The organism is Achromobacter xylosoxidans A8, assembly GCF_000165835.1.
Classification (GTDB): domain Bacteria; phylum Pseudomonadota; class Gammaproteobacteria; order Burkholderiales; family Burkholderiaceae_B; genus Achromobacter; species Achromobacter xylosoxidans_B.
Genome location: NC_014640.1, coordinates 6,080,203 through 6,100,746, shown reverse-complemented (window position 1 = coordinate 6,100,746; position 20,544 = coordinate 6,080,203). Strand labels below are relative to the sequence as shown.

Here is a 20,544-nt window from a genome sequence, read left to right as displayed (position 1 = left end):
CTTCCTCCATAAGCTGGACAGGCCGTACGAACACCCCGACGTGCACGCTGCCCAGCGTGCAACGGAGGGCAGTAATGAAGAGGATCGGGATCAAGGTCGCGGTGGGCCTGCTGGCGGCTGCGGGCCTGGCCATCGGCGGCGCGCAGTTGCTGACCGCGAATCGCAAGGCCGACGCGGCGGCGTCCGTCGACGTCAACGACAGGCGGTTGGCCGAGGCCGGCGCCTACATCGCGCGCACGGGCGACTGCGTGGCCTGTCACAGCGTGCCCAATGGCAAGCCCTTCGCGGGCGGCCTGGCGATGCAGACGCCGGTCGGCACCATTTATTCGTCGAACATCACGCCCGACAAGCAGACGGGCATCGGCGGCTACAGCTACGCGGATTTCAAGAACGCGGTGCAGTACGGCATCCGCAAGGACGGCACGCCGCTGTATCCGGCCATGCCGTATCCCTCGTACGCCATCATGCCGGATGCGGACGTCCAGGCGCTGTACGCCTACTTCATGTCGCAGGTGGAGCCCGTCAGCCAGCCCAGCGCGGATTCCACCATTCCGTGGCCGCTGAACATGCGCTGGCCCATGGCCTGGTGGCAGTTGCTGTTCGCGGGCAAGCGCGAGTTCGCGGCCCCGGCCGGCGCCGATGAAAAGCTGGTGCGCGGCGCCTATCTGGTCGAAGGCCCGGGCCACTGCGGCGCCTGCCACACGCCGCGCGGCCTGGCCTACCAGGAACAGGCGCTGTCCCTGGCGGACGGCGACGCCTTCCTGTCCGGCGCGGTGATCGACGGCTGGCGCGCCAAGAGCCTGCGCGGCGAGGCTCAGGGCCTGCAATCCTGGAGCGCGCAGGACATCGAGCTGTTCCTGAAGACGGGCCGCACCGACAAGGTGGCGGCATTCGGCGCGATGGCCGACGTGGTCGAGCACAGCACGCGCTATTTCACCGATGGCGACCTTGCCAGCATCGCGGCCTACCTGAAGCAATTGCCTGCGGCGGGCGGCAAGCTCGCCGCCTTCCCGCCCAAGGCCGACAGCACCACCGCGTCCCTGCGCGATGGCCGCTACGACTCGCGCGGCGCGGTCATCTACGCGGAGCAGTGCGTGGTGTGCCACCGTGCCGACGGGCAGGGCATGCCGCGTATTTTCCCGGCGCTGGCGGGCAATTCGGCGGTGTTTGCGCAGAACCCGCAATCCATCATCCAGATCACGCTGGAAGGCGGCAGGATGCCATCCAACGACACGGATGCCATGACGTTCGCGATGCCGGGCTTCAAGCACCTGAGCGACCGCGATATCACAGACGTGATCAATTTCATCCGCACAGGATGGACCAACCAGGCGCCCGCGATCGGCGAGAAGGACGTCGCGCATATCCGCGAGTTCCTGGCCAGCAAGAAGCCGAACATCGGCGGAGGCAAGCATGAGTAAGCACATCAGGATCGCCGCGCTGCTGGCAGCTGCCATCGCCGTGGGCGGCTGGACGGCTGCCACGGCCGAACCCGAGGCCGCGGCGCCAGGCGCGCGCAGCACTTTCCCGGTGCTGGACAAGGACGGCAAGCGCCTGCCGGACTACACCATTCCAGCGGACACCCAGATCGCCGCGCAGCCCAACGCGGACCAGATCAACTACGGCAAGCGTCTCCTGACCGAGACGCGTCGCCTGCTGCCGCAGAACACGGGCGCCAGCCTGAACTGCAATAGCTGCCACGTGCAGGGTGGCAAGAAGCCGCTGGGTGCGCCCTACATCAACACGGTCAATTCGTTCCCGCAGTTCAATCCGCGCGCCAACCGGGTGGTGACGCTGGAGGATCGTATCAACGGCTGCTTCATGCGTTCGATGAACGGCAAGCCGCTGGAGAAGGACTCGGCGGAAATGCAGGCCATGATCGCCTACATGAAGTGGCTGGCCCAGGACGTGCCGCACGGCGCCAAGGTGCAGATCGAGAACGCCTGGCCGATAGACACCAAGCTCGTGCCCGACGCGGTGCGCGGCAAGAGCCTGTATGCGGCCCAATGCGCGTCCTGCCACGGCGCCAATGGCGAGGGCAAGAAGGACCATTCGGGCGATATCGCCTTTCCGCCCTTGTGGGGCGACGAGTCCTTCAATATCGGCGCGGGCCTGGCGCGCACCTACAAGGCCGCGGCCTTCATCCGCAACAGCATGCCGATGGGCGTGAACACGCATGGCAGCTGGGGCGAGGGCGGCGTGCTGTCGGACCAGGACGCGGTGGACGTGGCTGAATACTTCACCCACATGCCGCGCCCGGATTTCGCGGGCAAGGACAAGGACTGGCCGCAAGGCAAGAAACCGAAGGACGCGCGCTACTGAGGCGCCGCCGCCCAGCCTCTACAATCGGCCCTGTCATCCCTTATGGAAAGCCGGGGCCGCCCATGGAACTGCGCCAACTGCGTTACTTCGTCCGCGTCGTGGAGGCGGGCAGCATCGGCCGCGCCGCGCAGTCCATCGGCATGGTGACCTCGGCGCTCAGCCAGCAGATCAGCCGGCTGGAGGGCGAATTGTCCACCCGGCTGCTGCGGCGCAGCGCCAGCGGCGTGGAGCCCACCGACGCGGGGCTGGCGTTTTTCCGCCAGGCGCAGCTGGCGCTGCGCCACGCCGACGATGCGGTGCACGCGGCGCAGCAGGCCAGGCTGGCGGGCCACGTCAGCGTGGGCCTGCCTTCCACCACCGCCGCCATCCTCGGCGCGCCCTTCGTGCAAGCCATGAATGAGCGTTATCCCGACATCCGCCTGCATCTGGTGGAGGCGCTGTCGGGCCATTTGAGCGACATGCTCAACGGCCGCCTGCTGGACCTGGCCATCGTGTTCCAGGCCGAATCCGCGCGGCGCTGGAGCATTACGCCTTTGCTGGACGAGCCGCTGTTCCTGCTGGCCCATCCCGGCATGCCGGGTTTGCCGGCAGGCGACACCACCCGCATCGAAGCTATTGCGCATCTGCCGCTGGTCCTGCCCAGCGGACGCCACGGGCTGCGCGCGCTGGTCAACCACGCGTACCAGCAGTCGGGTCGCGCGCCGCTGGTGGCGGTGGAGGTGGATGGCCTGCCGGTGCTGATGGACGTGGTGCAGCTGGGTCATGTGGCCACCATCCAGCCCAGTTCCGCCATGGCGCGGATCGCGCCGGGTCAGTTGCACATGGCGCGCATCGACGACGCCCACCTGTACCGTCCCAATCTGCTGGCCAGCCTGTCCGAGGACGAGCTGTCGCCCGCGGCCCTGGCTGCCCGCCTGGTGCTGGCGGATGTCTCGCGCACGCTGGCGCGCGCGGGCAAATGGCCGGTGGTGACCCTTCACGATTCATGAAGACCTGTTGACGCCTGGCTGATATCGGCGGGTGCGCTTGCTCGCTACAGTCCGTTCCTTGGAAGAGGAACAATGGCATGGTCGATGTCTTGGTGGTGGGAGGGGGCAACGCGGCGCTGTGCGCGGCCCTGATGGCGCGAGAGGCCGGCGCCAGCGTGCTGCTGCTGGAAGCGGCGCCGCGCGAGTGGCGCGGCGGCAACTCGCAGCACACGCGCAATCTGCGCTGCATGCACGATGCGCCGCAGGACGTGCTGATCGAGGCCTACCCCGAGGAAGAATACTGGCAGGACCTGCTCAAGGTGACGGGCGGGCTGACCAACGAGCATCTGGCGCGCCTGGTCATCCGCGAATCCTCCACCTGTAGGGACTGGATGCGCCGCCACGGCGTGAATTTCCAGCCGCCGCTGTCGGGCGCGCTGCACGTAGCGCGCACCAACGCTTTCTTCATGGGCGGCGGCAAGGCTCTGGTCAACGCCTACTACCGCAGTGCCGAGGCGCTGGGCGTGCAGATCCGCTACGACGCCCCGGTCGACTCGCTGGAGCTGGACGGCGGGCGCTTCGTGGCCGCGCGCATCGGCGCTGAGCGCATCGAGGCGCGCGCCTGTGTGCTGGCGGCCGGCGGCTTCGAGTCCAACCGCGAGTGGCTGCGCGAGGCCTGGGGCCAGAACGAACGCGGCGAATGGCCGGCCGACAATTTCCTGATCCGCGGCACCCGCTACAACATGGGCGTGCTGCTGAAGTTCATGCTGGATGCGGGCGCGGACAGCATCGGCGATCCGTCGCAGTCGCATTGCGTGGCCATCGACGCGCGCGCGCCGCTGTACGACGGCGGCATCTGCACGCGCATCGACTGCGTATCGTTGGGCGTGGTAGTCAACCGCGAGGCTCGCCGCTTCTATGACGAAGGCGAGGACTTCTGGCCCAAGCGCTACGCCATCTGGGGCCGCCTGACGGCCATGCAGCCGGGGCAGATCGCCTATTCCATCATCGACGCCAAGGCCGTCGGCCGCTTCATGCCGCCGGTGTTCCCCGGCGTGCAGGCCGACACCTTGCCGGAACTGGCCGTGAAGCTGGGGCTGGATCCGGCGGTGTTCGAGCAGACGCTGCGCGACTACAACGCGGCCTGCCGCGTCGGCAAGTTCGACCACACCGCGCTGGACGACTGCCATACCGAGGGCCTGGCGCCGGCCAAGACGCACTGGGCGCGGCCCATCGACACCGCGCCATTCTATGGCTATGCCTTGCGGCCCGGCATCACCTTTACCTACCTGGGCCTGAAGGTGGATGACACCGCCGCGGTCCGGTTCAACGACATGCCCAGCGACAACCTGTTCGTCGCGGGCGAAATGATGGCCGGCAATGTGCTGGGCAAGGGCTATACGGCCGGGGTGGGCATGTCCATCGGCACGGCCTTCGGCCGCATCGCCGGCACCCGGGCCGCCGCCGCCGCGCGCGGCCGGCACCACGCGGAAGCACGATATGAAGCAGCTTGAAGCCCTGGCGCGCGAGGCGCAGTCCTTTTCCACGCCGCATGCCGAGGCGGCGCCCGTCATGGCCGAGCAGCCGGTGCGCTGGCTAGGCAAACAGGCCAAGCCCCAGGCGGAGCTTCTGACCGGCGATGAAACCGAAGTCGCCCGCGTCATGCAGATCTGCAACGCCTGCCGCTATTGCGAAGGATTCTGCGCGGTGTTTCCCGCCATGACCCGGCGCCTGGAATTCGGCAAAGCCGATCTGAACTACCTGGCCAATCTGTGCCACAACTGCGGCGCCTGTTTGCACGCTTGCCAGTACGCGCCGCCGCACGAGTTCGCGGTGAACGTGCCGCAGGCCATGGCCCGGGTCCGGATGCAGACCTACACCGATTACGCCTGGCCCGCGGCGCTGGGCGCGCTGTACAAGCGCAATGGCCTGGTGTTGTCGCTGGCGACCGCCGCCGGTCTGGCGCTGTTCCTGACGCTGGCCGTGCTGATGGCGGGCGGCCTGTTCCACGAGCCGATGGCCGGCAACTTCTATGCCGTGTTCCCGCACAACACGCTGGCGCTGATGTTCGGCGTGGTGTTCGGATTCTCGATGCTGGCCTTGGGCGTGGGCGTGACGCGCTTCTGGCGCAATGTCAGCCCGGGGGCGGCCACGGGTGCTGCGGTGGCGGAGGCGGCGCACGACGCGCTGCGGCTGCGTTATCTGGATGGGGGGCATGGCAAGGGCTGCAACAACGCGGACGACGCCTTCACCTTGTGGCGCCGCCGGTTCCATCACTTCACGTTCTATGGGTTCATGCTGTGCTTCGCCGCCACCTGCGTCGCGACGCTGTACCACTACCTGCTGGACCTGCAGGCGCCGTATCCGTTCTGGAGCGCGCCGGTGCTGCTGGGCACGGCGGGTGGCATCGGCCTGCTGATCGGGCCGGCGGGGCTGCTGTGGTTGAACTTCAAGCGTCATCCGCAGCAGGGCGACGCGGCGCAAAAACCCATGGACCGCGGCTTCATTGCGCTGCTGTTCCTGACCAGCGCCACCGGCCTGGCCTTGTTGGCCGGCCGCGACGGCGGCGCGATGGCGCTGCTGCTGGCGATTCATCTGGGCGTGGTGATGGCGCTGTTCCTGACCTTGCCCTACGGCAAGTTCGCCCATGGCATCTACCGTTCGGCCGCGCTGCTGAAGTGGGCCATCGAGAAACGCCAGCCCAACAAGCTGCAGCTGGGCTCGGACTGAAGGGCCGCGTAGTCGCGGGGATTTGACGGCGCCCGCCGACGGCGCCGCGACCGATAACAAACCAGGAGACTTCAATGTTCCGTACTTCCTTGCTGGCGCGCGCCGCGCTGGCCGCCTGTCTGCTGCCGGCCTTGCCGGCGGCGCAAGCCCAGTCCTTCCCCTCGAAGCCGATCACGTTGGTGGTGCCGCACTCGGCCGGCGGCACCTCGGATATTCTTGCGCGTACGGTTGCAGCCGAGGCCGCCAAGACCCTGGGGCAGACCATCGTCATCGACAACAAGGGCGGCGCCAATGGCACCATCGCCGCCAAACAGGTGGCGACATCCGCGCCCGACGGCTACACGCTGCTGCTGGCCACCGCCAGCACGCATGGCATCAACCCGTCGTTGTACTCGCGCATCTCCTATGACGCGGTGAAAGACTTTACGCCGGTGACGCTGCTGGCCACGGTGCCCAACGTGCTGGTGGTGGGCAAGCAGGTGCAGGCCGCGAACGTGCAGGAGCTGGTCGCCTATATCCGGTCGCAGGGCGACAAGATCAACATGGGCTCGGCCGGCGCGGGCACGCCTGGCCACCTGGCTGGCGAGATGTTCAAGAGCGCCGCGAAGCTCCAGTTCACGCACATTCCCTACAAGGGCGGCAGCCCCGCCATCACCGACCTGATCGGCGGCCAGATCGACTTCATGTTCACCACCATCCCTGGCGTTCTGCCGCACGTGAAGGCTGGCACGCTGCGCGCGCTGGCGGTCACCTCGCCGCAGCGCTCGCCCGCCATGCCGGACATTCCGACCATGGCGGAATCGGGCCTGCCCGGGTTCCAGGCCGTGTCGTGGCACGGCATCGTCGCGCCGGCCGGCACGCCGGACGCGGTAGTTGCGACGCTGAATCAGGCTCTGAGCGGCGCGCTGGCGGCGCCGGCCGTCAAGCAGCGCCTGATGGAAGAGGGCGCGCAGGCTTCCAGCCTGAACACCGCGGCGTTTGGCGCCTTCATCCAGAGCGAGATCGCGGCCTGGGCCAAGGCGGTCAAGGACTCGGGCGCGACCGCGAACTAGAACTTGTAGCGCAACTGCGCCAGCACGTTGCGCGGCGCGCCGTAGTAGACGGAGTTGTAGTTGCCGATGCCGGAGTAGTAGGTCTTGTCCAGCATGTTGTTCAGGTTCACGGTCAAGCGCAGGTCCTTGTTGAAGTCATAGGCGGCCATCAGGCCGAGCACGCCATAGCTGTCTTGCGTGAAGCGGCGGCTTGCGCCGTTGACGGTCTGCGCGAAGTAGGTGCCTCCTTGCCAATGCACGTTGCCGCCCACCGTCAGGCGGTGCCAGTCTCCGGGCAGGCGATAGGTGGTGGCCAGCTTGAACAGCTGCTTCGGCTGGGTCGTGCTGACGCGCTCGCCGGCGCGGTCGCGCGAGCGGCTGTAGGTATAACCGGCATGCACCTGCCAGCCGGGCAGCAATTCTCCGGATACCTCCAGCTCGATTCCCCGGGTCGTTACGCCGGGTACGGCGATGTAGGCGGTGCCGCCAGTGGGCGTCATGGCGCCGCTGGGATCCAGTTCGGCGACGTTGTCCTGCTTGAGCTGGAACAACGCGACGCTGGCGTTCAGCCGGCCGTCCAGGTATTCGCCCTTGGCGCCCACTTCCACGCTCTTGCCCGTCATGGGATCCAGCTGGCGATTGGAGGCGTCGAAGTTGAAGGCCTGCGGCTTGAACACGTCGGTGTAGCTGGCATAGACGGTGTGATAGGCGTCTACATCGAACGTGATACCGGCATACGGGATGAATTTGTTCTTCACCTCGGTGCCGTAGTTGCCGCGGAAGCCGCTGCTGAAGACGGAATTCTGCTCCCAGCGGTAGTCGGTGAGCCGTCCGCCCAGGATGAATGCGAGCCTGTCAGTAGGATGCAGGACGGTGGCGCCATAGAGGATCTTCTGCGACACCTCGATATCATGGTCCAGCAGGCGTTTGTAGACCGTGGGCTTGAAGCTGTTGTTGTTCCAGTTGAAGGCGTCGTTGATGATCGTGTCGCTCAGGCCATCATCGCGTCGCGACGTCGAATGCGTGCGCGCGGCGTTGTAGCCGAACACCAGGTCGTGGCGGCGGCCCAGCAGCGAGTACATGCCGGAGCCCTGCAGGTCCACGCTGTTCTCGCGCGAATCCGTATCGAACAGGCTGGCTTGGCCGAGGCTGTGGCTGATGGCGTGCGTCTTTGCGTCGATGAATGAGCCGCCCATCCCCGCGATCATCTCGCGGGAGGAATAGTTCCGATGCCCGGCGGCCAGCTTGAGCTGCCAGTCGTTGTCGAAGGTGTGCGTGACGTCGGCGAAGTAGCGCGTGGTCTCGTGATTGCGCCAAGTCCACTTGTCGGCGGGATTGGTCGAGCGCGAGAAGCTCGCCTGCCGGCCGTCCGAGTAGAACGCGGGCAGATGGATGTTGGACGAGGCGTCGTTTTTGTTCTTCTGGTATTCGATACCCAGCGTTGCGGTCGTGCGCGGGGTGATGTCTGCCTCGACGATGCCGTAGAGCACGTCTTCGCGGGTTTTCGTGTAGTCGATGAAGCTGGCGCTGTCGTTCACCGCGGCGACCATCCGGCCGCGTATCCTGCCGTTCTCGGCCAGCGAGCCGCCCAGGTCCAGTTCGCCCCGGTACTGATCCCAGGACCCGGCGCCGGCGGTGACGCTGCCCTGGAACTCGCGGCTGGGCCGCTTGCGGATCAGGTTGATGACGCCCGAAGGATAGCCGGCGCCATTGACCAGGCCGGTGGCGCCCTTGAGGATCTCGACGCGGTCATAGATGACCGAGCTGCTGATGCTGTAGTTGTCGCGCACGTTGCCGCCGTCGCTGGACAGGCTGGGCAGTCCGTCGAACTGGAAATTCTGCAGCTGGAAACCGCGGGAATAGAAGCTGTAGCCTTCGGAGTTGCTGCGGCTGACGACCACGCCGGGCGCTTGCTCCAGCGCGTCGGCGATGGTGACGATGCCCTGGTCTTCCATCTGCTGGCGCGTGATGACCGTGACGGACTGCGGCGTTTCGCGCAATGACAGGCGCATACGCGTCGCCGAGCTGGATTCGGGCACCGTATACGAACCCGTACCCTCGCTGGGCGGGATGATGCTGCTGGCCGTGACCATGACTGGCTCCAGCGATGTCACCGCGCCGGCATGGGGCTGGAGGCGCACGCTCAGCACCCCAGCGGGAGTGACGACGAGTTCCAGGCCCGTGCCTGCCAGGGCCTGCCGCGCCGCGGCTTCGGCGCTCAGCGCGCCGCGCACGGGCGCGGCTTGCCTGCCCGCGACGAGTTCGGCATTGGCCGAGATGGTGCGGCCGCTATGCAGCGAGATCCGGCTCAGCGTGTCCGCCAAGGGGGCAGCGGGCAGGTCGTAGGACTGCGCGGCCTGGTGCGTGGGGGCGGCGTCCTGTGCGGTCGCGGACGGCGTCAACGCGCAGGCGCTGAGAGCGCTGGCGACGAGCGCCGCACTACGGCTCAAGGAGAAATTCATGATTCAAGATGTCCGGCGAAGAAAAGGGATTTCGGTTGCGTCACAGGTAATGACGGATACCCAACCTCAATCCCCTCATCGCCGCGCGAAGGCGTGTTTTTTTTCTTATGCCGAGTCCACCAGCGTCAGCCACGGACCGTAGCGACGGACTTGTATCGGCAGGGTTTCGCCCAGGGCCAGCAGGGTCTGGCGCGGGTCGTCCAGCGGGAACACGCCGAAAACGCGTAGCGCACCAGCCTCTGGCGACAGGCGGATCACGCCGGCTTGATAGGCACGCAACTGCTCGATGACTTCGGCCAGGCGGGCATCGCGCACGCTGAGGATGCCGCTGCGCCAGCTGGCTTGCGCGACGTCTTCCCGTTGCCAGGCGCGGTCACGGTCGAAGGCGGCCGTGCCGGCTTGAGCCAGTATCAGAGGACTGCCGCGTTCCGGCCGCAAGGTCAGCGTGCTTTCGAGAGCGCTGGCCACGGCATAGGTATCGAACTGGCTGACCGCCAGATGCGATGCGCCGCCATGCACGGCGCCGTACCGGGTCTGCACCACGAAGGGCCGGCTGTCGGCGCGGGCCTCGGCATAGAGCCCGCCCTGGCGCAGCAGGACAAGGCGCCGCGTATCGTCATAGCGCACATCGGCGGCCGAACGCGCGTTGAGCGTCAGCATGGAGCCGTCCTCCAGCGTGTAGGTCTGGCGTTCCCCGGTATGCGTGGAATAGGTCGCGGACAGTCCGGCAAGCGGAATGTAGCGGTCTGCGATCAGGGCGCCGGCGGATACGCCGGACAGCAGCATCGTCAGTTTCAGCAGGCGGCGCCGGTCCAGTCCGCTGTTTTGCAACAGGGCGGCCCGCGCGGCGCGGACGGGGCCGGGGGCGGTGTCCGCCGCGCCTCGCAGCCTGGCCAGCGGCTGCTGCATGATGCCGTCCACCTCGGCCCAGGCGCGCGCATGGTCCGGATGGCTGGCCAGCCAATGGTCGAAGCGCTGGCGGTCGCCGTCGGTGGCCTGGCCTGACGTCAGCAGCACGATCCAGTCGACCGCCTGTTCCAGCTGCGCGTCGCAGGCGGGGCGCGGCAAAGAGGCGCCGCTCATGCCGCTTGCGCGGCGCGACGCGCGGCGAGGCAGTGCAGGAAGGCGCGCTTCACGTGGCGCTCCACCGTCGCCAGCGACAGGCCCAGGGTTTTCGCAATGGCGGGATGGGTCATGCCATCCAGCCGGTTCAGCAGGAAGGCGTGCTTGACCGGCACCGGCAGTCCATCCAGCAGGTGGTCTATTTCCATGACCGCCTGCTTCAGCATGATGAGCGTCTCGGGCGATGCCGCTATCGGCTCCTGCTCCAGCGCAAGCGCCTGCAGATAGCGCGCCTCGACATCGCGCGCGCGCCACAGGTCGATGGTGAGCCGGCGGGCCAGTGTCAGGAGATAAGCCCGAGGTTCGGACAGGGTGGTCGCATTGGCGGAGGTGAGGACGCGGACAAACGTGTCCTGCGTGAGGTCGGCGGCGTCGGCGCGGTTGTTGACGCGCCGGTTCAGCCAGCCGAGCAGCCAGTCATGGTGTTCCGCGTAAAGCCGGTGGACGTTCTTGTACGCGGGGGAATCCATGAAGGGCCGGGCCACAAATCAGTGTCAATAAGAATAACACTCATTTATAACTTGAATCGCCCGTCAGGACAACGTGCTGCTAGCCGGCCAGCAGCTTGCCCAGCGTCGCCATGCCCTGTTCCATCTCCGGATTCCAGGGATGCCCGCCGTTCAACCGCAGGAAGTTGCCGAAGCCGCCGGACGCCGAAAACAGCGGACCCGGGGCGATGCTGATGCCGTGCCCGAGCGCCGCACGGTGCACCTTGAGCGTGTCGATGTGGGCCGGCAGCTCCACCCATACAAAGTAGCCCCCCAGCGGCCGCGTGGCGCGCGTGCCCTTGGGAAAGTAGCGGGCGATGGCTTGCAGCAGTTCCCCTTGCTGCTGGGCCAGCGCCTGGCGGAATTGGCGCAGGTGGCGGTCGAAGCCGCCCTTTTCCAGATAGGCGGCGATGGCGGCCTGGGTGGGCGCCGCCGTCGCCAGGCTGGTGGTGAGCTTGTTGCGCATGATGCGCCGCGTGTAACGGCCGGCGGCCACCCAGCCCACGCGGTAGCCCGGCGCCAGGGTCTTGGAGAACGAAGAGCAGTGCATCACGATGCCGTCGCGATCGAAGGCCTTGGCCGGGCGCGGGCGGCTTTCGCCGAAGTACAGCTCGCCGTAGACGTCGTCCTCGATCAGCGCCACGTCGTGGCTGGCCAAGAGCCGCACCAGCGCTTCCTTCTTGTCGTCGGGCATCAGACTGCCCAATGGATTCTGGAAGTTGGTCATGAGCCAGCAGGCCTTGGGGCGATGGCGCAGGATGGCTTGCTCCAGCGCTTGCAGGTCTATGCCTTCGCGCGGATGCGTGGCCACTTCGATGGCGTGCAGGTGGTTGCGTTCCAGCGATTGCAGCGCGGCGTAGAAGGTGGGGGACTCGACGATGACCGCGTCGCCGGGGCTGGTGACCGCCGCCAGGCTCAGGTTCAGCGCGTCCAGCGCGCCGTTGGTGATGATGATGTCGTCCACCGGCACCGACATGCCATCGGCCAGGTAGCGCAGCGCGATGGCGCGGCGCAGCGCGGCGTCGCCCGGGCTGAGGTCGTCGATCGAGCCCCAGGGATCCAGGCGCTGGACCGTGGACGCCATGAACTTCGCCAGGCGTCCGTAGGGCAGCAGCGACGGGTTGGGAAAGGCCGAGCCGAAGGGCAGCATGTCGCGGCGCAGGGTGGCGTTGAGCACCTGCAGCACGTTGTCGCTGACGTCCACCGGATGGCGCCCGGCGTTGGCGCTGGACAGGCCGTCGAGTTCCGGCAGCGTGGCGTGCGGCGCGCGTAGCACGTAATAGCCGGAGCGGTCGCGGGCGCGGATCAGGCCGCGCGCCTCCAGCAGGTAGTAGGCTTTGAACACCGTCGAGGGGCTGACCCCGCGGCTGGCGCTGGTCTGCCGCACCGAGGGCAGGCGGTCGCCCGCCCGCAGTAGGCCCGATCGGATCGAGGCGGTGATTTCTTCTGTCAGCCGTTCATAGCGCTTCATGGGCGGGTCCGTTTGCGTGGGTCGGAATCAGGTCGACATGCCGATGGCTCGCATCACCAGGCGCAGCGCATAGGCGGCCACGCCCAGCGCCGCGACGCTGCATGCCCAGATCATCGCCAGCCAGAGCAGGCGGCTGCGCCACGAGGGCAGGGAGGGTTGGGAGTGGTTCATCAGTGGAACTCCTCGCCGAGACGCACCTTGCCCCGGAACACGTAGTACGACCAGGCGGTGTACATGAGGATAATCGGAATGATCGCCAGCGCTCCCACCAGCGCGAAGCCCTGGCTTTGCGGCGGGGCGGACGCGGTCCAGATGGACACGTCGGGCGGGATGATGGCGGGCCAGATGCTGATGCCCAGGCCGCTGTAGCCCAGGAACAGCAGCGCCAGCGACAGCATGAACGGACCGGCGTTGGGCATGCCCTTGACGCGGCGGATGAGGTCAAAGCCGGCCGCCGCGACCAGCAGTGGCACCGGCAGGAACCAGAACATGTTCGGCAGGCTGAACCAGCGCTGCGCGATCTGCGGCTGCGCCAGCGGCGTCCAGACGCTGAGCGCCGCGATCACGGCCAGCAGCGCCAGCGTCAGCGGGCGGGCGATGTCGCACATGTGGCGGTGCAGGCGGCCTTCGGTCTTCATGATGAGCCAGGTGCAGCCGAGCAGCGCGTAGGCCACCACCAGTCCCGCGCCGGTGAACAGCGAGAACGGGCTGATCCAGTCCCAGGCGCCGCCCTGGTAGGCGCGGTCCACCACCGGGATGCCTTCGATGTAGGCGCCCAGCGTTACGCCCTGGAAGAAGGTGGCGCACACGGAGCCGAGCACGAAGGCGCGGTCCCACAGCGGACGGTGGTGTTCGTCCGCCTTGAAGCGGAATTCGAACGCCACGCCGCGGAAGATCAGGCCCAGCAGCATGAACACCAGCGGCAGGTGCAGCGCGCTCAGGATCACCGAGTAGGCCAGCGGGAACGCCGCCATCAGGCCGGCGCCGCCCAGCACCAGCCAGGTTTCGTTGCCGTCCCACACAGGCGCCACGGTGTTGACCATGACGTCGCGTTCCTCGCGGTCATTGATCAGCGGAAAGAGGATGCCGATGCCCAGATCGAAGCCATCCATGATCACGTACATCATCACGCCGAACAGGATGATGACGGCCCATACCAGTGCAAGGTCGATGCCCATGGCCTCAGACTCCCGAATGCTTGCGTTGCGCGGGCTCGATGCCCGCCAGGGTGGAGGCGGCCGACAGCGGCCGCGACGGCTGGCGCGGTTCGCCCGGGCCGCCCGACAGCGGCGCGTGGCCGGGGGCGGGGCTGGGACCCATGCGGATCAGGCGCAGCATGTACGACACGCCGGCGCCGAACACCAGCAGGTACACCACCACGAACAGCGCCAGCGTCAGCGTCAGTTCGCCCAGCCCGTGCGGCGTGGCCGCGTCGGCGGTGCGCATGACGCCATACACCACCCAGGGTTGGCGGCCGATCTCCGTGACATACCAGCCCGCCAGGATGGCGATCAGCCCGGACGGCCCCATCCACAGCGCAAAGCGGTGCAGCCAGCGCGATTCGTACAGCTTGCCGCGCCAGCGCGACCACAACGCCCAGGCTGCCAGGGCGATCATCAGCATGCCCAGGCCCGCCATCACGCGGAACGACCAGAACACGGCCGTGGCGTTGGGGCGGTCTTCCGGCGGATACGACTTCAGGCCGGGGAACTGGCCGTCCCAGCTGTGCGTGAGGATCAGGCTGCCCAGGCGCGGGATGTTCACCGCGTAGCGCGTTTCCTCGCGCTCCATGTCGGGGATGCCGAACAGCGTCAACGGCACGCCGGCGCCGGGCTCGTTTTCCCAATGGCCTTCGATGGCGGCGATCTTGGCGGGCTGGTGCTTCAGCGTGTTCAGGCCATGGAAGTCGCCGACCACGGCTTGCAGCGGCGCCACCAGCAGCAGCATGCCCATCGCCATCGCGAACATCTTCTTCACGGCGGGGCTGCGGTCTCCGCGCAGCAGGTGCCAGGCGCCGGAAGCGCCCACCATCAGCGCGGTCGCCAGGAACGCGGCGATGCCCATGTGCGCCAGGCGGTAGGGGAAGGACGGGTTGAAGATGACCGCCAGCCAGTCCGTGGGCACCACGCGGCCGTCCAGGATTTCGTAGCCGGCGGGCGTCTGCATCCAGCTGTTGGACGCCAGGATCCAGGTGGCCGACACCAGCGTGCCCAGGGCCACCATCACGGTCGAAAAGAAATGCAGGCCCGGCCCCACGCGCGACCAGCCGAACAGCATCACGCCGAGGAAGCCGGCTTCCAGGAAGAAGGCGGTCAGCACTTCATAGGCCAACAGGGGCCCGGTCACGCTGCCGGCGAAATCGGAGAAGAAACTCCAGTTGGTGCCGAACTGATACGCCATCACCAGGCCGGACACCACGCCCATGCCGAAGTTGACGGCGAAGATCTTGGTCCAGAAATGGTAGAGGTCGCGGTAGACGGTGTTGCGCGTGCGCAGCCACAGTCCTTCCAGCACGGCGAGGTAGCTGGCCAGGCCGATGGTGATGGCGGGGAAGATGATGTGAAACGAGATGGTGAAGCCGAACTGTATTCGGGCAAGCAATAGCGCGTCGCTATCCATGGCGGTATTCCTGACTTCTACGCCAGCGCGCCTCAACCGCCACAAGACGGCGTGCACTGACGGGTGTTTGAACTACACCCTGAAGTTAGAGCCGCGGCCCTTATCAGTACAGATTCAGAGAAAGAAGAAAAAAGCGGATCAGTTGGGATGGATTCTAGGATCTGCATCCATTGTTCATAGGGAAAATATCTGTGCTGCGGTTGTTTTCCAGTTTGCGAAGTTACAAAAAAAGCAGCACAGAAAAGGCGGGTGCGTCCCCTGATACGCTGGTTTGGAGGCGCAGCCCGCCCGTCGGCGCATGGCCTCTAAGAGGTGCAGGCGCGTGCCGCGGATACCGTTACGCCGAAGGCGCTGGCCAGTGGCGCCTTCGGCGTGCCGGCGTATTACAGCGGACGAGGTGCGGGCGCGGCGACGGCCGGGCGCTGTGCGCGCTGGCTCAGCCACACGCTGGCGACCACGATCGCCATGCCGGCGATCTGCGCGGCGCTCAGTTGCTGGCCCAGGAGGCCCCAGCCCAGCAGCACCGCCGTGATCGGGCTGAGAAAGCCCAGCGAGGACACCACCGCGGGTTCCAGTCGCGCCACGCCGCGGAACCAGAGCACATAGGTCAGCGCCGCGCCGATCAGGCCCAGGTAGGCGATGCCGGCCACGTTCAGGGCAGTGAGCGGCGGCAGGGCGGGTTCCACGGCGAAAGCCAGCGGCACCAGCAGGATGCCGCCCGCCGTCAGCTGCCAGGACGTGAAAGTGAGCGCCGACACTGGCGGCTGCCAGCGGCGGCTGAGCACCGTGCCCAGGGCCATCGAGGCCGCGCTGATCAGCCCGGCCGCGATGCCCACGGGGTCCAACGCGGCCTTGGGCGTCAGCACCAGCAGCGCCACGCCGCCCAGGCCGCCCAGCGCCGCCAGCACCGACAGGCCGCGCACGGGCGTGCCCAGCAGGCTGCGCGCCAGCAGGATCACCACCAGCGGCTGGATCGCGCCCAGCGTCGCGGCCACGCCGCCTGGCAGGCGGTAGGCCGCCACGAACAGCAGGGCCCAGAAGACGGAGAAGTTCAGCGCGCCCAGGATGAACGTGCGTAGCCACCAAATGCCGTGGGGCAGTTGGCGCACGGCCAGCAGCAGCAGGAGGCCGGCCGGCAGGGCGCGCAGCATGGCGACCGTCAGCGGGTAGTCCTGCGGCAGCATCAGGGTGGTGACAACATAGGTGCTGCCCCAGATGGCGGGCGCCAGGGCAGTCAACAGCAGATCGGAACCGCGGTTCATGGTCATGCTCCGAAGGGCTCAGGCGAGTTCGAGTACGTCGTTGACGGGGCGGCGCGGCTTCTGCGGCCAATTGCCTTCCTGCGCGTAGCCCATGGCGACCAGCATGACCGGCACTTCTTCCTGGCGCAAGCCGAAGGCTTCGGTCACGCCGGCGGCGTCGAAGCCCGTCATCGGGCTGGCCGCCAGGCCCTGGGCCTGTCCCGCCAGCATCAGGGTGGAAGCGCCGAAGGTGGCGCTGCGCACCGCCTCGTCGCGGCGGGTCTGCGGCGAGTCGGTATAGAGGCGGCTGGCGGCGGCTTCCCACGACGGCACCATGGCTGCCGGCATGAAGCCCGCGTCCACCGAGCCTTGCAGGCGCTCGGCCATCCAGGCGGCCTGGGGCAGCACGCCCAGCACGATGAAGGTCACCGCCGCTTCGCTCACCTTGGGCTGGTTCCAGGCCAGCTCGCGCAAGCGGCGCTTGCCGTCCTGGCTGCGCACGGCGATGAAGCGCCAGTTCTGCAGATTGAAGGCGGTGGGGGCGCGGGTGGCCCAGGAGATCAGGGTGTGGATGTTGTCGTCGTCCACGCCGCGGGCGGGATCGAAGAAGTTGGCGGAATTGCGTTGTGCGATTGCGTCGGTCAGGGCGTGGTTCATGGCTGCCATCCTTGGGATTTGCTGAGATTGCCGGCGCATCACATGCACGCCGATTCCATGACCACAGACTAATTGAATCGTAGATTGGCGATAATATCCAAATCGATGGCAATATCATTCACTGATGGTGAATAATCAATGGATCATCTGACGGCGTTGAAAGTCTTCAGGCAAGTGGTGGAGCGGGGCGGTTTCGCGGCTGCGTCGCGGCAGATGGGCTTGTCGCCGGCCGCGGTCAGCAAGAACATCGCCGAACTGGAATCCCACCTGGCGGCGCGGCTGCTCAACCGCACCACCCGCCGCATGAGCCTGACCGAAGCCGGCGCGCGCTACTACGAGCAGGTGGCCCGCATCCTGGACGACCTGGGCGAAGCCGAGCAATCGCTGGGGCCGCTGCAGCAGGCGCCTTCGGGCACCTTGCGGGTCAGCGCGCCCATGTCGCTGAGCCTGGTCCGGTTGTCCGCCGCCATGCCGCGCTTCCTGGAACGCTATCCGCAGGTATCGCTGGACCTCAATCTGGAGGACCGCCGCATCGACATCGTCAAGGAAGGCTACGACGTGGCGATCCGCGGCACCGACAGGCTGGAGGATTCCAGCCTGGTGGCGCGCAAGCTGATGACGCTGGACCACGTGCTTTGCGGCGCGCCGGCTTACTTCGAGCGCCACGGCCTCCCGGCCTCGCCCCTGGCGCTGCGCGGCATGGAGCGGGTGCAGTTCACCTTGTCGGGCCACGCGGACGAATGGACCTTCAAGCGCGCGGGCGAGACCGAACGCGTGCCGGTGCGGGGGCGCTATCGGGTGAGTTCCAGCCTGGCGGTGCGCGACGCGTTGCGCGCGGGCTTCGGGGTCAGCCTGGTACCGCGCATATACGTGCAGCAGGACCTGGACAGCGGCGCGCTGCAGGCGGTGCTGCAGGACTGGCAGCCGGACGAGACCTACGTTTATGCGGTGTATCCATCGCGCCGTCACATGGTGGCCAAGGTGCGCGCCTTCGTCGATTTCCTGCTGGAAGAACTGGGCGCGCCGCGGGAATGAGCCGCGGCGGCCCGGCGCCGCATCAATACATGTGCTGGCCGCCGTTCATGGCGACATTGCTGCCTGTCATGAATCCAGCGGCGTCGCTGCAGATGAAAGCGACCAGCGCACCGATCTCTTCCGGACGGCCCAGCCGGCCCAGCGGGATCTGCGGCAGGATCTTCTCCTTCAATACCTCTTCGGGCACCGCCTCGACCATGCGCGTCGCCAGGTAGCCGGGCGAAACGGTGTTCACGGTCACGCCCTTCCTGGCCAGTTCCAGCGCCAGGGATTTGGTGAAGCCGTGAATGCCGGCCTTGGAGGCCGCGTAGTTGGTCTGGCCGAACGAACCCTTGCTGCCGTTGACGGACGAGATGTTGACGATGCGGCCCCAACCGCGGTCGGCCATGGCGCCGCACAGCGGCTGCGTCATGTTGAACATCGAATCCAGGTTGCCGCGCAGGACCTCCGTCCAGTTGTCGTAGCTCATCTTGCGCAGGCTGGCATCGCGGGTGAGACCGGCGTTGTTGATCAGGATGTCGATCTGGTGGCCGTCTTCCTCCAGGCGCCGCGCCAGCGCCTGGCATGAGTCATGGTCGGCCACGTCCACCTTGTACATGGCGTAGCGGCGACCCTGAGCCGCTTCCGCGTCGACCCAGGCCCGCGCCGCGCTTTCGCTGGAGTGATAGGTGATGATGACCTTGTGGCCGGCTGCATGCAGGGCCTGCGCGATGGCCTGCCCCAGGCAGCCGGCCCCGCCGGTGACGAGCGCTGTGCGTTCAGCCGTCATGGTGGGCTCCCGGCTTGCTCGCGTCGCGCATGGCCGAGCATGCGGACGCCATCTGGTTGGACAGGGTCGTCCAGATCTGAGCCATGGGCGTAGCATCCAGGCCCATGGCGCCGCCGCTGGCCTGCTTCAGCCAACCCGTCATGGCTTCGCTGATGCCAGAGGCCAGGGTGGCCTGTTCTTCCAGCAGCGCGTGGGTGATGGCCTGACTGGCTTCAAGCTGGCTTTGCCATTGCTTGCGGGTGATCTCGCCCAGCGCGGGAGCGATCTCCTGCCAGTTGCCGGACTGCTGCAGCGGCGCCAGCGTGGCGAGATATTGTTCGGCATTGCCGCCGGCCAGGCGGCGGCCCAGTTCGAGCCAGCGCTGCTGGCTTTCCTGCGCAAGTTGGGCCATGCGCTGGCAGTAGGCGGCATTGGCGCTGGCGAGGCCCTGAGGCATGGAGGCAGTTGTCTTCTTCATCATCCGTCCTTTTAAGAGAGTGGTAAGGGGTAACGAATACACAGGCCTCACGCCATCTGGCTGAGGGTCTTGCGAAAGCGTGTCAGCGAGAACGCGAACAGCACCGAGCCGATCAGCGCCAACGCCAGGAAGGGTTGCCACACGACGCTCAAGCCCGCGCCGCGGTAGAGAATGGCCTGGCCGAGTTCCACGAAGTGGGTGGTGGGGGCGGCCAGCATGATGTCTTGCACGAACTGCGGCATGCTTTCGCGCGGCGTGGTGCCACCCGACAGCATTTGCAGGGGCAGCAGCACTAGTACCAGAAGCATGCCGAACTGCGGCATGCTGCGCGCAAGCGTGGCCATGAATATGCCCATAGAGGTCGTCGCGAACAAGTGCAGCGCCGCCCCGACCAGGAACAGCGCCACCGATCCTTCGATCGGCACTTGCAGCAAGCCGCGTACCACGAACGTCAACGATAGCCCAGCGGACGCCAAAACCACCAGCCCCATCGACCAGACCTTGGCGACCATGATTTCGGTCGGCGTCACCGGCATGACCAGCAGATGCTCGATGGTGCCGTGCTCGCGCTCGCGGATCAGCGCTGCGCCGGTCAGGATGATGGACAGCATGGTGACGTTGTTGATGATCTCCATCAGCGCGCCGAACCAGGCCTGGGTCAAATTGGGGTTGAAGCGCATGCGCACGGCCAGCTCCACCGGCAGTTCGGTGGGCGCGCGGTAGCGTTTGACGAATTCATTGATCTCGTCGTTGATGATCTGCTGGATGTAGCTGCTGCCCGTGAACGCCTGGCTCATGCGGGTCGCGTCCACGTTCAACTGGATTTCCGCGGGCCTGCCGGCCAGCACGTCGCGCTGGAAGTTCGGCGGGATGTTGACCGAGAAGGTGTAGCGTCCCGCGTCCATGCCGGCATCGGCCTCGGCCGAGGTTGTCACTTCCGGCGGCGTGAAGTGGGGCGGATAGAAGGCCGAGGTGATGCGCGCGGACAGGGGCGAGACGTCCTCGTCCACCACGGCGATGGGGGCGTTGTGCAGGGTTTCCGGCACGGCCGTGGCCGCCGTGTAGATCATCAGCGTGAACGACACGAGGATCAGGATCAGCATCATCGGGTCGCGCGCCAGGCTCCACAGTTCCTTCACGCCCAGGCGGTAGATATTGGCCAGGTGCCGCAT

At 66.9% G+C, this 20,544-nt stretch carries 19 protein-coding genes; 7 read left to right on the top strand and 12 right to left on the bottom strand.

Annotated elements, in window-relative coordinates; genetic code table 11:
- Positions 1–74 precede the first annotated feature (74 nt).
- The 6 genes from AXYL_RS28125 (at position 75) to AXYL_RS28100 (ending at position 7,072) form a co-directional block, all read left to right on the top strand.
- A complete protein-coding gene (locus AXYL_RS28125; RefSeq protein WP_013396279.1) occupies positions 75–1,421 on the top strand; it encodes a cytochrome c in 1,347 nt (448 codons plus the stop codon).
- A complete protein-coding gene (locus AXYL_RS28120) occupies positions 1,414–2,322 on the top strand; it encodes a c-type cytochrome (RefSeq protein ID WP_013396278.1) in 909 nt (302 codons plus the stop codon). The genes AXYL_RS28125 and AXYL_RS28120 overlap by 8 nt, the downstream gene beginning before the upstream one ends.
- A 62-nt stretch (positions 2,323–2,384) precedes the next feature.
- Entirely contained in the window at positions 2,385–3,311 is a 927-nt protein-coding gene (locus tag AXYL_RS28115; RefSeq protein ID WP_013396277.1) for a LysR family transcriptional regulator, read from the top strand.
- Positions 3,312–3,388: 77 nt separating this feature from the next.
- The gene (gene tcuA, locus AXYL_RS28110) at positions 3,389–4,804 is read left to right on the top strand and encodes an FAD-dependent tricarballylate dehydrogenase TcuA (RefSeq protein ID WP_013396276.1); all 1,416 of its coding nucleotides are present in this window, start codon (positions 3,389–3,391) and stop codon (positions 4,802–4,804) included.
- Positions 4,791–6,020, top strand: coding sequence for a tricarballylate utilization 4Fe-4S protein TcuB (gene tcuB, locus AXYL_RS28105; protein WP_013396275.1), 1,230 nt, complete (start codon positions 4,791–4,793; stop codon positions 6,018–6,020). The genes tcuA and tcuB overlap by 14 nt, the downstream gene beginning before the upstream one ends.
- 74 nt (positions 6,021–6,094) lie before the next feature.
- The gene (locus AXYL_RS28100) at positions 6,095–7,072 is read left to right on the top strand and encodes a Bug family tripartite tricarboxylate transporter substrate binding protein (protein ID WP_013396274.1); all 978 of its coding nucleotides are present in this window, start codon (positions 6,095–6,097) and stop codon (positions 7,070–7,072) included.
- On the opposite strand, the gene AXYL_RS28095 is transcribed toward AXYL_RS28100, so the two are convergent.
- The 9 genes from AXYL_RS28095 to AXYL_RS28060 form a co-directional block, all read right to left on the bottom strand.
- Positions 7,069–9,513, bottom strand: a complete 2,445-nt coding sequence (locus AXYL_RS28095) for a TonB-dependent siderophore receptor (RefSeq protein ID WP_013396273.1) — start codon at positions 9,511–9,513, stop codon at positions 7,069–7,071. The two genes, AXYL_RS28100 and AXYL_RS28095, sit on opposite strands and share 4 nt — an antisense overlap.
- Positions 9,514–9,618: 105 nt before the next feature.
- Positions 9,619–10,596, bottom strand: a complete 978-nt coding sequence (locus AXYL_RS28090) for a DUF4880 domain-containing protein (protein WP_013396272.1) — start codon at positions 10,594–10,596, stop codon at positions 9,619–9,621.
- A complete protein-coding gene (locus tag AXYL_RS28085; RefSeq protein ID WP_013396271.1) occupies positions 10,593–11,105 on the bottom strand; it encodes a sigma-70 family RNA polymerase sigma factor in 513 nt (170 codons plus the stop codon). Before AXYL_RS28085 ends, AXYL_RS28090 begins: the two co-directional genes overlap by 4 nt.
- Positions 11,106–11,184: 79 nt before the next feature.
- The gene (locus AXYL_RS28080) at positions 11,185–12,594 is read right to left on the bottom strand and encodes a PLP-dependent aminotransferase family protein (RefSeq protein ID WP_013396270.1); all 1,410 of its coding nucleotides are present in this window, start codon (positions 12,592–12,594) and stop codon (positions 11,185–11,187) included.
- Between the two features lie 27 nt (positions 12,595–12,621).
- Complete coding sequence (locus AXYL_RS34480) at positions 12,622–12,765, bottom strand: DUF2474 domain-containing protein (protein WP_013396269.1); 144 nt, start codon at positions 12,763–12,765, stop codon at positions 12,622–12,624.
- A complete protein-coding gene (gene cydB / locus AXYL_RS28075; RefSeq protein ID WP_013396268.1) occupies positions 12,765–13,772 on the bottom strand; it encodes a cytochrome d ubiquinol oxidase subunit II in 1,008 nt (335 codons plus the stop codon). The genes AXYL_RS34480 and cydB overlap by 1 nt, the downstream gene beginning before the upstream one ends.
- A 4-nt stretch (positions 13,773–13,776) precedes the next feature.
- Positions 13,777–15,213, bottom strand: a complete 1,437-nt coding sequence (locus tag AXYL_RS28070; protein ID WP_013396267.1) for a cytochrome ubiquinol oxidase subunit I — start codon at positions 15,211–15,213, stop codon at positions 13,777–13,779.
- Between the two features lie 383 nt (positions 15,214–15,596).
- The gene (locus AXYL_RS28065) at positions 15,597–16,475 is read right to left on the bottom strand and encodes an EamA family transporter (RefSeq protein ID WP_013396266.1); all 879 of its coding nucleotides are present in this window, start codon (positions 16,473–16,475) and stop codon (positions 15,597–15,599) included.
- A gap of 18 nt (positions 16,476–16,493) precedes the next feature.
- Positions 16,494–17,111, bottom strand: coding sequence for a nitroreductase family protein (locus tag AXYL_RS28060; RefSeq protein ID WP_013396265.1), 618 nt, complete (start codon positions 17,109–17,111; stop codon positions 16,494–16,496).
- Positions 17,112–17,249: 138 nt separating this feature from the next.
- Here AXYL_RS28060 and AXYL_RS28055 point away from each other — a divergent pair, with 138 nt between their 5' ends.
- The gene (locus AXYL_RS28055; protein ID WP_013396264.1) at positions 17,250–18,146 is read left to right on the top strand and encodes a LysR family transcriptional regulator; all 897 of its coding nucleotides are present in this window, start codon (positions 17,250–17,252) and stop codon (positions 18,144–18,146) included.
- A gap of 22 nt (positions 18,147–18,168) precedes the next feature.
- On the opposite strand, the gene phbB is transcribed toward AXYL_RS28055, so the two are convergent.
- From phbB to AXYL_RS28040, 3 genes are read right to left on the bottom strand one after another with little or no spacing between them, the layout of a single operon-like run.
- A complete protein-coding gene (phbB, locus tag AXYL_RS28050; protein ID WP_013396263.1) occupies positions 18,169–18,915 on the bottom strand; it encodes an acetoacetyl-CoA reductase in 747 nt (248 codons plus the stop codon).
- Positions 18,905–19,372 (bottom strand): hypothetical protein, encoded by a 468-nt coding sequence (locus tag AXYL_RS28045; RefSeq protein ID WP_013396262.1) that lies wholly within the window; start codon positions 19,370–19,372, stop codon positions 18,905–18,907. Before AXYL_RS28045 ends, phbB begins: the two co-directional genes overlap by 11 nt.
- A gap of 47 nt (positions 19,373–19,419) precedes the next feature.
- On the bottom strand, positions 19,420–20,544 hold the full coding sequence (locus AXYL_RS28040; RefSeq protein ID WP_013396261.1) for an ABC transporter permease: 1,125 nt from the start codon (positions 20,542–20,544) through the stop codon (positions 19,420–19,422).

What these genes read in the sequence shown, in the direction of transcription:
- AXYL_RS28125 (WP_013396279.1), top strand. Translation starts at nt 75, where the DNA reads ATGAAGAGGATCGGGATCAAGGTCGCGGTGGGCCTGCTGGCGGCTGCG.
- AXYL_RS28120 (WP_013396278.1), top strand. Translation starts at nt 1,414, where the DNA reads ATGAGTAAGCACATCAGGATCGCCGCGCTGCTGGCAGCTGCCATCGCC.
- AXYL_RS28115 (WP_013396277.1), top strand. Translation starts at nt 2,385, where the DNA reads ATGGAACTGCGCCAACTGCGTTACTTCGTCCGCGTCGTGGAGGCGGGC.
- tcuA (WP_013396276.1), top strand. Translation starts at nt 3,389, where the DNA reads ATGGTCGATGTCTTGGTGGTGGGAGGGGGCAACGCGGCGCTGTGCGCG.
- tcuB (WP_013396275.1), top strand. Translation starts at nt 4,791, where the DNA reads ATGAAGCAGCTTGAAGCCCTGGCGCGCGAGGCGCAGTCCTTTTCCACG.
- AXYL_RS28100 (WP_013396274.1), top strand. Translation starts at nt 6,095, where the DNA reads ATGTTCCGTACTTCCTTGCTGGCGCGCGCCGCGCTGGCCGCCTGTCTG.
- AXYL_RS28095 (WP_013396273.1), bottom strand. Translation starts at nt 9,513, where the DNA reads ATGAATTTCTCCTTGAGCCGTAGTGCGGCGCTCGTCGCCAGCGCTCTC.
- AXYL_RS28090 (WP_013396272.1), bottom strand. Translation starts at nt 10,596, where the DNA reads ATGAGCGGCGCCTCTTTGCCGCGCCCCGCCTGCGACGCGCAGCTGGAA.
- AXYL_RS28085 (WP_013396271.1), bottom strand. Translation starts at nt 11,105, where the DNA reads ATGGATTCCCCCGCGTACAAGAACGTCCACCGGCTTTACGCGGAACAC.
- AXYL_RS28080 (WP_013396270.1), bottom strand. Translation starts at nt 12,594, where the DNA reads ATGAAGCGCTATGAACGGCTGACAGAAGAAATCACCGCCTCGATCCGA.
- AXYL_RS34480 (WP_013396269.1), bottom strand. Translation starts at nt 12,765, where the DNA reads ATGAACCACTCCCAACCCTCCCTGCCCTCGTGGCGCAGCCGCCTGCTC.
- cydB (WP_013396268.1), bottom strand. Translation starts at nt 13,772, where the DNA reads ATGGGCATCGACCTTGCACTGGTATGGGCCGTCATCATCCTGTTCGGC.
- AXYL_RS28070 (WP_013396267.1), bottom strand. Translation starts at nt 15,213, where the DNA reads ATGGATAGCGACGCGCTATTGCTTGCCCGAATACAGTTCGGCTTCACC.
- AXYL_RS28065 (WP_013396266.1), bottom strand. Translation starts at nt 16,475, where the DNA reads ATGAACCGCGGTTCCGATCTGCTGTTGACTGCCCTGGCGCCCGCCATC.
- AXYL_RS28060 (WP_013396265.1), bottom strand. Translation starts at nt 17,111, where the DNA reads ATGAACCACGCCCTGACCGACGCAATCGCACAACGCAATTCCGCCAAC.
- AXYL_RS28055 (WP_013396264.1), top strand. Translation starts at nt 17,250, where the DNA reads ATGGATCATCTGACGGCGTTGAAAGTCTTCAGGCAAGTGGTGGAGCGG.
- phbB (WP_013396263.1), bottom strand. Translation starts at nt 18,915, where the DNA reads ATGACGGCTGAACGCACAGCGCTCGTCACCGGCGGGGCCGGCTGCCTG.
- AXYL_RS28045 (WP_013396262.1), bottom strand. Translation starts at nt 19,372, where the DNA reads ATGAAGAAGACAACTGCCTCCATGCCTCAGGGCCTCGCCAGCGCCAAT.
- AXYL_RS28040 (WP_013396261.1), bottom strand. Translation starts at nt 20,544, where the DNA reads ATGCGGCACCTGGCCAATATCTACCGCCTGGGCGTGAAGGAACTGTGG.